Source organism: Micromonospora sp. WMMD1120, from assembly GCF_029626235.1.
Lineage (GTDB): Bacteria > Actinomycetota > Actinomycetes > Mycobacteriales > Micromonosporaceae > Micromonospora.
In genome coordinates this window covers 6,300,193-6,315,464 of sequence record NZ_JARUBO010000005.1, presented here as the reverse complement: position 1 = coordinate 6,315,464, position 15,272 = coordinate 6,300,193, and the positions used below count along the sequence as shown (strand labels likewise).

At 77.1% G+C, this 15,272-nt stretch carries 1 protein-coding gene (running past one end of the window); it reads left to right on the top strand.

Annotated elements, in window-relative coordinates:
- Positions 1–15,268, top strand: partial view of a type I polyketide synthase gene (locus tag O7634_RS28905; protein WP_278153293.1) — the 3' portion only. 770 nt of this gene lie to the left of the window's left edge; the window shows 15,268 of its 16,038 coding nt (coding positions 771–16,038); its start codon lies off the left edge, out of view; it ends in the stop codon at positions 15,266–15,268.
- Positions 15,269–15,272: the final 4 nt, after the last annotated feature.

The window sequence follows — 15,272 nt, the reverse complement described above, 5'->3', positions numbered from 1 at the left end:
CAAGGCGTTCGCCGAGGGCGCGGACGGCGCCGGCTTCGCCGAGGGCGCCGGCATCCTGCTGCTGGAACGGCTGGACGACGCCCGCCGCAACGGGCACCCGGTGCTCGCCGTGGTCCGGGGCACCGCGATCAACTCCGACGGGGCGAGCAGCGGGCTGACCGCCCCGAACGGGCCCGCCCAGCAGCGCGTGATCCGCGCCGCGCTCGCCGACGCGGGAGTCTCCCCCCGGGACGTCGACGTCGTCGAGGCGCACGGCACCGGCACCCCGCTCGGCGATCCGATCGAGGCGCAGGCGCTGCTCGCCACGTACGGGCAGGACCGGGACCGGCCACTGTGGCTGGGGTCGTTGAAGTCGAACATCGGCCACACCCAGGCCGCCGCCGGTGTCGGCGGTGTGATCAAGACCGTGCTGGCCCTGCGCAACGGGGTGCTGCCGCGCACCCTGCACGCCGGCGAGGCGTCCAGCCGGATCGACTGGTCGGCCGGCGCGGTGTCGCTGCTGACCGAGCAGACGCCCTGGCCGGGCGGCAACGACCGGCTCCGCCGGGGCGGCGTCTCGTCGTTCGGAGCGAGTGGCACGAACGCCCACGCCATCATCGAGGAGGCCCCCGCCGAGCCCGAGCTGCCCCCGGTGGGCGGGGTGCTGCCGTACCTGCTGTCGGCCCGCGACGACGCGGCGCTGCGCGAGCAGGCGGCCCGGCTCGCCGCGCACGTCCCGACCGCCCCCCGGCTGGTCGACGTGGCGCACACGCTCGCCGCCGGCCGGGCCCGCTTCGCCGAGCGCGCGGTCGTGCTGGCCGGCGACCGGGAGACGCTCGTCGACGAGCTGCGGGCGCTCGCCGCCGGGACTCCCGGGCCCGCCACCGTACGCGCGACAGCGCCGGCCGGCACCCGCCGGGTCGTGTTCGTCTTTCCCGGTCAGGGTTCGCAGTGGACCGGGATGGGTCTGGAGCTGTGGGACACCGCGCCGGTGTTCGCCGCGTCGATGGAGGCGTGTGCGGAGGCGCTGAAGCCGTACACGGGTTGGTCGTTGCGCGACGTGCTGGCGGGGCCGCTGGACCGGGTGGACGTGGTGCAGCCCGCGCTGTTCGCGGTGATGGTGTCCCTGGCCGCGTTGTGGCGGTCCTACGGCGTCGAGCCGTCGGCGGTCGTTGGGCACTCCCAGGGGGAGATCGCCGCCGCGTACGTGGCGGGCGCGTTGTCGTTGGACGACGCGGCGCGGGTGGTGGCGTTGCGGAGTCGGGCGTTGCGGGCCATCGCCGGGCGTGGCGGCATGGTGTCGGTGCCGTTCGCCGACGTCGACCCGGGTGAGCTGTCCGTCGCTGCGGTGAACGGTCCGGATTCGACGATCCTGTCCGGTGACGCCGAGGCGGTGGAGCGGTTCCTGGCGGCCGAGCCGCGCGCCCGGCGCATCGCCGTGGACTACGCGTCGCACTCGCCGCACGTCGAGGTCGTCCGCGACGAGATCCGGACCGCCCTCGCCGGACTCCAGCCGCGCGAGCCGCTGGTGCCGTTCCACTCCACGGTGGCGGACGAACCCGGCCCGCTGGACGGGGACTACTGGTACCGCAACCTGCGGCAGACGGTCCGGTTCGGTCCCGTCGTCCAGCGGCTGCGCAAGGACCTGTTCGTCGAGGTCAGTCCGCACCCGGTGGTGCTCGCCGCGCTGCCCGTGGAGGCGGCCGCCGTCGGGTCGCTGCACCGCGACGACGGCGACGCGGAGCGCTTCCTGCGGGCCCTGGCCGAGGCGCAGGTACGTGGCGCCGTGACGCTGGACGCGGTGCCCGGCGGTCGGCCCGCCGTCCTGCCGACCTACCCGTTCCAGCGGCGACGGCACTGGCTGGACGCGCCCCCGTACGCCGGGCCGACCGGGCACCCCCTGCTCGACGTCACCGTGAGTCTGGCCGGGGGCGACGGTGAGCTGGTCTGCACCGGACGGGTCGGGCGGCTGACCCACCCGTGGCTCCTCGACCACGCGGTCCGCGACACAGTGCTGCTGCCCGCCACCGCCGTGCTGGAACTGCTGTTCCAGGCGGGCGCTCCGGTCGGCTGCCGGCGCGTCGACGAGCTGGTGATCTCCGCGCCGCTCACGTTGCCGGAGCGCGGCGGCGTCCAGTTGCAGGTCGCGGTCGGCGCGACGGACGACGCCGGTCGCCGGAGCGTGACCGTCTGGGCCCGGCCGGAGGGCGACGACGAGCCGTGGACCACGCATGCGACGGGCGTCCTGGCGCCCGGCACGCCGGCCGGGGCCGCCGCAGCCGGTGACTGGCCACCCGCCGACGCCGAGCCGGTCGACGTGGACGTGCTGCGCGACCGGCTGGGCGCGGCCGGGTTCCGGTACGGCCCGGCGTTCCAGGGGCTGCGGGCGCTCTGGCGGACCGGCGCCGACCTGTACGCCGACGTCGAGCTGCCGCCGGAGCTGGGCGTCGAGGCGAGCCGATTCGGTCTGCACCCGGCTCTCCTCGACGCCGCGGTGCAGGCCATGGCGGCGGGCGCGGCCGACGACGCGCCGGGCCGGCTGCCGTTCTCGTTCAGCGGGGTCAGCCTGCACGCGACGGGCGCCTCCGCGCTGCGGGTCCGGCTCCGGCCGACCGGCGAGGGCGCGGTGTCGCTGACCGTGACCGATCCCGCCGGGCGTCCGGTCGTCGACGTCGCGGAGTTGACCACCCGCCCCCTGCCCGCAACGCTGACGCCGCTGCGCCGCCTCGTCTGGGAGCCGCTGCCCGTCGCCGCGCCGGTGCCGGCCGGCGACTGGGCGGTCGGTGACCCGACCACGTTCACCGGCGTCGACCCGGTACCCGCCACAGTGCTCCTGCCGGTGGTCGCGGACGAGCCGCACGCCGCCGCGCACGCCGCGCTCGCCGCCGCGCAGGCGTGGCTCGCCGACGAGCGGAACGCCTGCTCGCGACTGGTCTTCGTGACCCGGGGCGCGGTCTCCGTCGGCCCGGACGACCCGATCCCGGCCACCGGGGTCGCCGGGGCCGCGGTGTGGGGCCTGATCCGCTCGGCCCGCGCCGAGCACCCGGACCGGTTCGCGCTGGTCGACGACGACGGCGACGGTTCGGTAGCGGTGCCGGCGGTCGCGGCCGGCGCGACGGAGGTGGCGGTCCGCGACGGCCGCCCCCACGCTCCCCGGCTGGAGGTCCTGCCGGCCGGCCCCGCCGCCGGCCGGTCCGACGGGAACGGCAGCCGAGTCGACCGGTTCGGCGACGACGACGTCGCCCTGGTCACCGGCGCGAGCGGCCGGCTCGGCGGGCTCGCCGCGCGGCACCTGGTGACCGCACACGGGGTGCGCCGGGTGCTGCTGCTCAGCCGAACCCCGGCGACCACTCTCGCCGACGAGCTGACCGGGTTGGGCGCCGAGGTGACGGTGGTGACGGCGGACGTCACCGACGCCGACGCGCTGCGGGCGGCGCTGACCGGTCACCGGCCGCGGGTCGTGGTGCACGCGGCGGGCGTGCTCGACGACGGGGTGGTCACCGCGCTGACGCCGCAACGGGTGGACACCGTCCTGCGGCCCAAGATCGACGCTGCCCGCCTGCTGCACGAGCTGACCGCTGACACCGACCTGGCGGCGTTCGTGCTGTTCTCCTCGTACGCCGGGACGGCCGGAGCGCCGGGCCAGGCCGGGTACGCCGCCGCCAACGCCGCGCTGGACGCGTACGCCGGGCACCTGCGGGCCGCCGGCCGTCCGGCGGTCTCGATCGCCTGGGGACTGTGGGCGGGCCCCAGCGGCCTCACCGCCGGGCTGGGCGAGGTCGACCTCGCCCGGATGGCCGCGTCCGGCATGGCCCCGCTGAGCGACGCCGACGGTCTCGCCCTGCTCGACGCCGCCCTGGACGCCGACGAGGCCGCCGTCGTCGCCGCCCGCCTCGACACCGCCGACCAGGGCCGTGCCGGCGGCCGCCGGGACCGGATCGACGCGGCACGGCAGTTGCCGCGGGGACCCGTCGGCGACCCGCTGGTCCTCGTCCGCCAGCACGTCGCGGCGGTGCTGCGGCACGGCGCGCCGAACGCCATCGACGCCGACCTCGCCTTCCGCGACCTGGGGTTCGACTCGCTCACCGCCGTCGAGCTGCGCAACCGCCTGGCCGCCGCGACCGGGCTGACCCTGCCGGCGACGCTGGTCTTCGACCATCCGACGACGAACGCCCTCGCCGCCCACCTCGCCGACCGGCTGGCCGGCCGCGCCGTCACCGGCCCGGCCGCGCCGGTGGGTCCGGCGTCCGCCGACGAGCCGATCGCCATCGTCGCGATGGGCTGCCGCTACCCGGGTGGTGTCGGCACGCCCGACGACCTGTGGCGGCTGCTGGCCGACGGCGTCGACGCGACCACCGGCTTCCCCGAGGACCGGGGCTGGGACGTCGACTCCCTGTACCACAGCGACCCGGAGCACCCGGGCACCTCGTACACCCGGCGGGGCGGCTTCCTGGACGACGTGGGCCGGTTCGACGCCGGGTTCTTCGGCATCAGCCCCCGCGAGGCCCTCGCCATGGACCCGCAGCAACGCATCCTGCTGGAGCTGTGCTGGGAGGTGTTCGAGCGGGCCGGCATCGACCCCACCGGCGTACGCGGCAGCCGTACCGGCGTCTTCGCCGGTGTCATGTACCACGACTACGCGAGCCGGCTGCCGCAGGTGTCCCCGGAGGTGGAGGGCTTCCTCGGCACCGGCGGGTCGAGCAGCGTGGTCTCCGGCCGGGTCGCCTACACCTTCGGGCTGGAAGGGCCGGCTCTCACGATCGACACGGCCTGCTCGTCGTCGCTCGTCGCCGTGCACCTGGCCGCCCAGGCGCTGCGTCGCGGCGAGTGCGACACCGCCCTGGCCGGTGGCGTCACGGTCATGGCGACGCCGAGGCTGTTCACCGAGTTCAGCCGGCAGCGAGGGCTGTCACCGGACGGCCGCTGCCGGTCCTTCTCGGCCGACGCGGACGGGGCCGGCTTCGCCGAGGGCGCCGGCGTGCTGCTGCTGGCCCGGCTCTCCGACGCGCGCCGGCTCGGCTACCCGGTGGTCGCCGTGCTGCGCGGCAGCGCGGTGAACTCCGACGGCGCGAGCAACGGTCTGACCGCCCCGAGCGGGCCGGCGCAGGAGCGGGTGATCCGGGCGGCGCTCGCCGACGCCGGGTTGACGCCCGCCGACATCGACGCCGTCGAGGCGCACGGCACCGGCACCACCCTCGGCGACCCGATCGAGGCGCGGGCGGTGCTCGCCACGTACGGGCAGGGCCGCGACCGACCACTGTGGCTCGGCTCGCTGAAGTCGAACGTCGGGCACACCCAGGCCGCCGCCGGTGTCGGCGGGATCATCAAGATGGCCCTGGCCCTGCGGCACGCGACGCTGCCCCGCACCCTGCACGCCACCGAACCGTCGCCGCACGTGGACTGGTCGGCGGGCCCGGTGCGGCTGCTCACCGAGCCGGTCGAGTGGCGCGCCGGCACACGCCGGGCGGGTGTCTCGTCGTTCGGCGTCAGCGGCACCAACGCGCACGTCATCCTGGAGCAGGCACCGGAGCCGACGCCGACCCCGGACGACCCGGGCGGCGAGGCCCTGCCGTTCGTCCTGTCGGCCCGCAGCGAGGCCGCGCTGCACGCCCAGGCGGCACGGCTGGCCGCCGTCGTGGCCGAGCCGGACGCCCCGCCGCTGCGGGACGTGGCGCACACCCTCGCCGGACGGGCGGCGCTGCCGTACCGGGCGGTCGCCGTCGCCGCCGACCGGGACACGCTGGTACGCCGACTCGACGAGCTGACGACCACCCCGGCCACCGCCGCGACGCCCCGCCGGGCCGTCTTCGTCTTCCCCGGGCAGGGTTCCCAGTGGACCGGGATGGGCCTCGAGCTGTGGGACTCCTCGCCGGTGTTCGCCGCGCAGATGCGGGCGTGCGACGAGGCGTTGCGCCCGCACACCGGCTGGTCGCTGCGGGAGGCGCTGGCCGGTCCGCTGGACCGGGTCGACGTGGTGCAACCCGCTCTGTTCGCGGTGCTGGTGTCCCTCGCCGCGCTGTGGCGGTCGTACGGCGTGCGGCCGTCCGCCGTCGTCGGCCACTCGCAGGGCGAGATCGCCGCCGCGTACGTCGCGGGCGCCCTGTCGTTGGAGGACGCGGCGCGTGTCGTCGCGCTGCGCAGCCGGTGCCTGGCCGCCCTCACCGGCAGGGGCGGGATGGTGTCGGTGTCGCTGCCGGCGGACGAGGTCGCCACCCGCTTCGGCCCCGAGGTGTCGATCGCCGCGGTCAACGGCCCCCGCGCGACTGTCGTCTCCGGGGCGGTGGACGTCCTGGACCGGCTGCTTGCCACCTGCGCCGCCGCCGACGTCCACGCCCGGCGCATCCCGGTCGACTACGCCTCCCACTCGCCGGAGATGGACGCCGTCCGCGACGACCTGCTGCACGCGCTCGCCGACCTCGCTCCCCGCGCCGGCACGGTGCCGCTGCACTCCACGGTCACCGGCGCGCCGGTCGACCCGAGCGGGCTGGACGCCGGGTACTGGTTCCGCAACCTGCGCGAGACGGTGCTCTTCGGGCCGGTGGTGCGGGAGTTGGCCGACGCCGAGCCGACGGTGTTCGTCGAGATCAGCCCGCACCCCGTCCTGCTGCCGGCGCTGCCGGACGACGCCGTCGGCACCGGGTCGCTGCGCCGTGACGACGGCGGTCCGCAGCGGCTGCTCGAGTCGCTCGCCACCGGGTACGCCCACGGGCTCACCGTCGACTGGCACCCGGCGTACGCGGGTGCCGACGCCCGGCTCGCCGACCTGCCCACCTACCCGTTCCAGGGGGAGCGGTACTGGCTGACCGGCGCGCCGGCCGCCGGCACCGCCGGTCATCCGCTGCTGGCGACCAGCACACCGCTGGCCGGCACCGGCGGTCGCCTGTTCACCGGCCGGCTCTCCCCCCAGGACCACCGGTGGCTGGCCGACCACGCCGTCGGCGACACCGTCCTGCTGCCCGGCACGGCGTTCCTCGAACTCGCCCTCGCCGCCGCCGAGCAGACCGACTGCGCGGCTGTGGAGGAGTTGACCCTGGAGGCGCCGCTGGCGCTGCCCGCGTCCGGCGGCGTACCGATCCAGGTCCGGGTCGACGAGGCCGACCAGACCGGACGCCGTCCGATCAGCCTGCACGCACAGGTGGACGCGCCGGACGGGCCGTGGCGTCGGCACGCCACCGGCGTGCTCGCCCCGACCGGCTCGCCGGGGGCCGAGCTGACCGCCTGGCCGCCGGCCGGTGCCACCGCCGTCGCGCTCGACGACTTCTACCGGCGCGCCGCCGCCGACGGTTTCCACTACGGGCCGGCCTTCCAGGGGCTGCGGGCCGCGTGGCGACGCGGCGACGAGGTGTACGCCGAGGTGTCGCTGCCGGCGGACGAGCACACCGACGCCGCCGGGTACCTGGTGCATCCGGCGTTGCTCGACGCGGCGGTCCAGGCGGTACGCGCCGGGTCGGTGCTGGACGAGACCGGCGAGGGCCGCCTGCCGTTCGCCTTCAGCGGCGTCACCGTGCACGCGGTCGGCGCGACCGGGCTGCGGGTACGCCTGCGCCGCGCCGGTGCGGACCGGTTCGGCATCGACGTGGCCGACCACGCGGGCGCGCCGGTCGCCACGGTGGCGGCGCTGGCGCTGCGACCGTTCGCCGCCGCCGACCTGAGCGCCGGCCCGGACCCCGTCGGTGCCCTGCACCGGGTGGCCTGGACGCCGGCGCCGGTGGTCGCTGAGCACCCCGGCGCGCCGGTCGTCGACGACCTGGCCGAGGTGCCCGACCCGGTGCCGCCGCTGGTGGTCGTGCGGCCGGCGTCGGGCGGCACGGTCCGGGAGGTGCTGCGCCACGGCCTCGCGCTGACCCGGGCCTGGCTCGCCGACGAACGGTTCGCCGGTTCCCGGCTGGTGGTCACCACCCGCCACGCGGTCGCCACCGGCCCCTGCGAGGGGCCCGACCCGGTCACCGCCCCGCTCTGGGGGCTGCTCACCGCCGCCGCCGCCGAGCATCCCGCCCGGTTCGGACTTGTCGACCTGGACGACGCCGACCCGGATGACGCCGTGCTGCCCCGCGCCCTGGCGCGGATCGTCGCCGGGCCCGACGCCCGGGTGGCGGTCCGCGCCGGTGCGGTCCTCGTGCCCCACCTCGTGCCGGCCACCGCCGAACCGGTTCCGCCCACGCCCTGGCACCTCGACATCAGCGAGCCGGGCACCCTGGAGAACCTGCGGCTGGCCACCGATCCGGCCCCGACCGGTCCGCTGGAGGCCGGTCAGGTACGCGTCGCCGTCCGGGCCGCCGGCCTCAACTTCCGCGACGTCATGGTCGCGCTGGGGGCCGTACCCGGGGAGACCGGGTTGGGCGGCGAGGGCGCCGGCGTCGTCCTGGAGACCGGCCCCGACGTCACCGGCCTGCGCCCCGGCGACCGGGTGTTCGGCCTGCTGTCCGGCTCGTTCGGCCCGGTCGCGGTGACCGACCGTCGGCTGCTCGCGCCGATCCCCGCGGCCTGGTCGTTCGCCGAGGCGGCCACCGCGCCGATCGCTTTCCTCACCGCCTACTACGGCCTGGTCGACCTGGCCGCGATCAGTCCCGGCGAGACGGTCCTCGTGCACGCCGCCGCTGGCGGGGTCGGGATGGCCGCCGTCCAGCTCGCCCAGTTCCTCGGCGCCGAGGTGTACGCGACCGCCAGCCCCGGCAAGCACGCCGCCGTCCGGGCGCTGGGGGTGCCGGCGGAGCGGATCGCCTCCTCCCGCGACCTCGGCTTCGAGGAGCACATCCGGGCGGTCACCGGCGGACGCGGCGTCGACGTCGTCCTCAACAGCCTCGCGCACGAGTTCGCCGACGCCTCGCTGCGGCTGGTCCGCGACGGCGGCCGGTTCATCGAGATGGGCAAGACCGACATCCGCGACCCGGCCGCGCACCAGCGGCTGCGCTACCGGGCGTTCGACCTCAAGGAGGCGGGGCCGGACCGGATCGCCGAGCTGCTCGACACCCTGCTGACGGTCTTCGCGGCCGGGACGCTGCGCCCGCTGCCGTACACGGCTGTCGACGTGCGCCGGGCCCGCGACGCGTTCCGGCAGCTCAGCCAGGCCCGACACATCGGCAAGATCGTGCTCACCATGCCCCGGCCGGTCGACGCGGCGGGCACCGCGGTGGTCACCGGGGCGCGCGGCACCCTCGGCGGCATCGTGGCCCGGCACCTGGTGACCGGCTGGGGCGTCCGCCGTCTGCTGCTGCTCAGCCGGCAACCGGCCGACCGCCTCGCCGAGGAGCTGACCGCCCTGGGGGCGGAGGCGACGGCGGTGGCGTGCGACGTCGCCGACCGGGCCGCGTTGGCCGCCGCGCTCGCCGCGATCCCCGCCGACCATCCGCTGCGGATCGTCGTGCACACCGCCGGCGTCCTCGACGACGGGCTGGTCACCGAACTCACCGACGACCGGCTGGACCGGGTGCTGCGGCCCAAGGTGGACGGGGCCCGGCACCTGCACGAGCTGACCCGGGACGCGGACTTCCGCGCGTTCGTGCTGTTCTCCTCGGCGGCCGGGGTGCTGGGCAGCCCGGGGCAGGCCGGCTACGCGGCGGCGAACAGCTACCTCGACGCGCTCGCCGCGCACCGTCGTACCCTCGGCCTGCCGGCGGTCTCCCTGGCCTGGGGCCTGTGGGCGCCGCCCAGCGCGATGACCGGGCACCTGGACCGGCGTCAGCTCGCCCGCGCCGACGTCCGGCCGCTTGCCGTGGCGGACGGGCTGCGGCTGTTCGACGTCGGCAGCGTCGCGCCGGACGCGCTGCTCGTGCCGGCCCGCTTCGCCGCCCGACGCCGCGAGCTACAGCGGGCGGCGGCAGCGCCGACCGGCGACCTCGCCGCCCGGCTGGGCCCGCTGACCGGCGCGGAGCGGGCCCGGGTCCTCACCGACCTGATCCGTACGCAGGCCGCGGCCGTCCTCGGGCACCCCAGCGCGGAGGGCCTGGACGACCGCCCGTTCAAGAGCCTCGGTTTCGACTCGCTCACCGCGCTGGAGCTGCGCAACCGGGTCGCCGCCGCCACCGGGCTACGGCTGCCCGCCACTGTCGTCTTCGATCAGCCGACCCCGGCCCGGCTCGCCGCCCACCTGGCGGGCCTGCTCACCGGCGCGCCGACCGCCGACCCGACCGCCGACCGGCCGGCCGGCGGGGACGCCGCTGGCGCGGACATCGCCATCGTGGCGATGGCCTGCCGCTACCCCGGCGGCGTGGACAGCCCCGAGGCGCTCTGGCGGTTGGTGGTCGAGGGCCGGGACGCGATCACCGGCTTCCCCGTCGACCGGGGCTGGGACCTGGACGCGCTCTACGACCCGGACCCCGGTCGGGCCGGCACCACGTACACCCGGCACGGGGGATTCCTGCACGACGCGGCGCTGTTCGACCCGGGTTTCTTCGGCATCAGCCCCCGCGAGGCGGTCGCGATGGACCCGCAGCAACGGCTGTTCCTGGAGGTGGCGTGGGAGGTCTTCGAACGGGCCGGCATCGACCCCACCTCGGCCCGGGGTAGCCGAACCGGCGTCTTCACCGGCCTGATCCCCGGCGGGTACGCCGCCCAGGCCGGCCCCGCGCCCGGCGACGTCGAGGGCTACCTCGGGCAGGGCAGCGCCGGCAGCGTCGCCTCCGGCCGGGTGGCGTACACGCTGGGTCTGGAGGGCCCGGCGCTCACCGTCGACACCGCCTGCTCCTCGTCGCTCGTCGCGCTGCACCTGGCCGTGCAGTCGCTACGGCAGGGCGAGTGCGACGCGGCGCTGGCCGGCGGCGTCACGGTGATGGCCACTCCGGGCGCGTTCGTCGAGTTCAGTCGCCAGCGAGGGCTCGCGCCCGACGGACGGTGCAAGGCGTTCGGCGCGGACGCCGACGGCACCGCCTGGGCCGAGGGCGCCGGCGTCCTGCTGCTGCGCCGCCTCGCCGACGCCCGGCGCGACGGGCAGCCGGTGCTCGCCGTCCTGCGCGGCAGCGCCGTCAACTCCGACGGCGCCAGCAACGGACTCACCGCGCCGAACGGCCTCGCCCAGCAGCGGGTGATCCGCGAGGCGCTGGCCAGCGCCCGCCTGACCCCCGCCGACGTGGACGCCGTCGAGGCGCACGGCACCGGCACCACCCTCGGCGACCCGATCGAGGCGGACGCGATCCTCGCCACCTACGGCGTCGACCGCGCCGAGCCGCTGCTGCTGGGCTCGCTGAAGTCGAACATCGGGCACGCCCAGGCCGCCGCCGGGGTGGGCGGCGTCATCAAGATGGTCCTCGCCCTGCGGCACGGCCTGCTGCCGCGCACACTGCACGCGGACCGCCCGTCCGCACACGTCGACTGGTCGGCCGGCGCCGTGCGGCTGCTGACCGCCGCGACACCGTGGCCGGCCGGCGACCGTCCCCGACGGGCCGGCGTCTCGTCGTTCGGAGTGAGCGGCACCAACGCGCACGTGATCGTGGAGGAGGCCCCGGCCGGGCCGCCGCCCGCCGAGCCCGGCCCGGACCTGCCGGCGCCCTGGCTGCTGTCCGGCCATTCCGAGGCGGCGTTGCGCGCGCAGGCCACCCGGCTGCGCGCGTTCCTCGACGACGCGGACGACAGCGACGACGCGGACGACACCGGGCCTCTGCGGATCGCCGCCACGCTGGCGACCGGCCGGGCCGCGCTCGAGCACCGCGCCGCTGTCGTCTCCCGCGACCCGGCGGCGCTGCGCCGTGGCCTCGACGCGCTCGCGAACGGCGGCACCGCTCCCGGCGTCATCGGACCGGACACCGCCGGTGGCGACCTCGCCTTCCTCTTCTCTGGGCAGGGCGCGCAGCGGCCCGGCATGGGTGGCGGGTTGGCGGCCAGCTTCGGCGTCTTCGCCCGGGTCTGGGACGAGACGCTGGCGCTGCTGGACGCCGACGCCGTCCGCACCGCCGACGACGCGACACTGGCCCGTACCGGGCTGGCGCAGCCGGCGCTGTTCGCGTTCGAGGTCGCCATGTTCCGACTCTGGGAGTCGTACGGCGTGACCCCCGCCTACCTGCTCGGCCACTCGATCGGTGAGCTGGCCGCCGCGCACGTCGCGGGCGCGCTGTCGCTGGCCGACGCGTGTCGCCTGGTGTCGGCCCGCGCCCGGCTGATGCAGGCGCTGCCGGCCGGCGGCGCGATGCTGGCGATCGAGGCGTCCGAGGCCGAGGTGGCGGGCCTGCCGGTGGCCGCAGTCAACGGCCCCGACGCGGTGGTGATCTCCGGGCCGGTGGAGCTGATCGACGAGGCCGCCGACCGGTGGCGCGCCCGGGGTCGCCGGGTCCGCCGGCTGACCGTCTCGCACGCCTTCCACTCCGCGGCGATGGAGCCGATGCTCGCGGAGTTCGGCGAGGTGGCCGCCGGCATCACCTACGAACGGCCGCGCATCGCCGTCGTGTCCAACGTGACCGGTGACCTGATCCGGGAGTTCGACGCCGACTACTGGGTGCGGCAGGTGCGCGAGACCGTCCGCTTCGGCGACGGGCTGGACCTGCTGACCGCCCGTGGTGTGTCGACATTCGTGGAGGTCGGCCCCGACGGCGCGCTCTGCGCGTACGGTCGGCACGGCCGGTACGTGCCGTCGTCGCGCCGGGACCGCGACGAGGTGGAGACGGTGGTGGCGGCGCTGGCCCGGGCGCACGTGGCCGGTGTGCCCGTCGACTGGGCGGCGGTGCTGCCGGCCGGTCCGCCGGCGCCGGTGCCGACGTACCCGTTCCAGCGTGGGCGGTACTGGCTCTCCACCGCGCCATCGACAAAGACCGGCCACCCGCTCGTCGACGGCGTCGCGGAACTCGCCGACGACGACGGCCTGCTGCTCACCGGCCACCTGTCGACGGCGGAGCAGCGGTGGCTCGCCGACCACGTCATCGCCGACACGGTCATCGTGCCCGGTGTCGCGCTGACCGAGCTGGCCCTGTACGCCGCCGAGCGGGCCGGCGCCGAGGGCCTCGCCGAGCTGGTCCACGACGCGCCGCTGACGGTGCCGGACGGCGTCCCGGTCGCCGTGCAGGTGCGGGTCGGGCCGGCCGGTCCGGACGGCGGGCGAACCTTCGCCGTGCACGCCCGCCGGCCCGGCGAGTCGTGGACCCGGCACGCCACCGGCCGGCTGGCCGGGACCGTCGACGCGCCCGCCACGCCGGAGCCGGTGTGGCCGCCGGAGGGGGCCGAGCCGATCGACGTGCACGACCACTACGCGCGGTTCGCCGACGCCGGCTTCGCGTTGGGCCCGGCCTTCCAGGGGCTGCGCGCCGCCTGGCGGCACGGCGGGCACACCTACGCCGAGGTGGTCCTCCCGCAGCCGGAACACCAGGGGGCCAGCCGCTTCGGCGTCCACCCGGCCCTGTTCGACGCCGCCCTGCACGCCGGTGGGCTCACCGCGCTGGCCGAGGGGGCCGACGCCGTACGCGGCCGGGTGCCGTTCGCCTGGCGGGGGGTGCGCCTGTACGCGACCGGGGCGACAGCGCTGCGCGTACGCCTCACCCCGGACCCGTCCGGCGACGGGATGGCGATCACCATGACCGACCCGACGGGCGCGCCGGTGGCGGACGTCGACCGGTTGGTCACCCGGGCGTTGCCGGCCGCCGGGCCGGATCGGCGCGCCGGAGCGCTGTACCGGCTGGACTGGGTGCCGCTGCCCGCCAGCGCCAGCGCCAGCGCCAGCGCCAGCACCGGCGACGGTCCGCCGGTCGCCGTGCACCACGTCGACGACGTACACCGGGCGTTGGAGATCGCGCAGCGCGAACCCGGCACCCGACTGGCCTTCGTCACCCGCGACGCGCTCGCGGCCCGCGACGGCGACCGGGTCGGCGGGCTGGACGCGGCGCCGGTCTGGGGGCTGCTGCGCGCCGCGCAGGCCGAGCAGCCGGGCCGTTTCGCGCTCGTCGACCTTGACGCCGCAGCCGCGCCCGAATCCCTCGACCGGCTGCTCGCCGCGACCGGCGAGGACCAGGTCGCGATCCGCGACGGTGTCGTCCTCGTGCCCCGCCTCAGCCCGGCGCGCGCCGACGGGTCAGGCCCGCCGCCGTGGGACCCGGACGGGACGGTCCTGGTCACCGGCGGCGTCGGCGCGCTCGGCGGGCACGTCGCCCGACACCTCGTCGCCCGGCACGGCGTGCGCCACCTGCTCCTGGTCAGCCGCTCCGGCGACGACGGCGGGCTCGTCGCCGAGCTGACCGCGCCCGGCGTCGAGGCGCGGGTGGTCGCGTGCGACGTGGGGGACCGGGCCGCGCTGGCAGCGCTGATCGGTGGCATCGCGGCGGACCGCCCGCTGCGGGGTGTCGTGCACGCCGCCGGTGTGGTCGAGGACGCGGTGCTGGCCAACGTGACCCCCGAGCACCTGGACCGGGTACTGCGGGCCAAGGTGGACGGCGCCCGGCACCTGCACGAGCTGACCCGGGACCTGCCCCTCACCGCCTTCGTGCTGTTTTCCTCCGCCGCCGGGGTGTTGGGCGCGGCGGGTCAGTCACCGTACGCGGCCGGCAACGCCTACCTCGACGCGCTCGCCGCGCACCGCCGGGCCGCCGGGCTGCCGGCGCACTCCCTCGCCTGGGGCGCGTGGCACGCGCCGGACGGCATGGCCGGCCGCCTCGACGACGCGGCCCGGGCCCGCCTCGCGCGTACCGGTGTGCTGCCGCTCGACCTGGACACCGCGCTCGCCCTCTTCGACGCGGCCACCGGCGCGGACGCGCCGCCCTGCCTGCTGCCGGCCCGCCTCGACCTGGCCGCCTGGGGTTCCCGTGCCGACGGCCTGCCGGCCGTGCTGCGCGGCCTGGTCCGCCCGGCCCGCCGGACCGCCGCCGGCACGGTGTCCGGCGGGGCCGCGCTGCGGCGGCGGCTGACCGGCCGGTCCGCGTCCGCGCGCACCGAGGTCCTGCTCGATCTGGTACGCGCGACCGCCGCCGCCGTGCTCGGCCATCCCGACGCCTCCGGCGTGGACCCGGACAAGGGTTTCCTCGACGCCGGCTTCGACTCGCTGACCGCCGTGGAGCTGCGTAACCAGCTCGTGCGGAGCACCGGGCTGCCGCTGCCGGCCACCGTGCTGTTCGACCACCCCACGCCCAGCGCACTGGCCCGCCAACTCGACGCCGAGCTGGGCGGGACGGCCGGCGCGGACGCGCTCGTCGAGCTGGACCGGCTGGCGACGGCGGTCGCGTCGGCCGCCGCCGACGAGGACACGCGGCGTCGGGTCGCCGCGCGTCTGGAGGCGCTGCTGTCGAAGGTACGGCGTGCCGGACCGGAGACGGACGCACCGGCACCGGCCGACGACGACGAGTTGTTCGCCCTCATCGACCACGAGCTCGGACTGTCGTGAACCG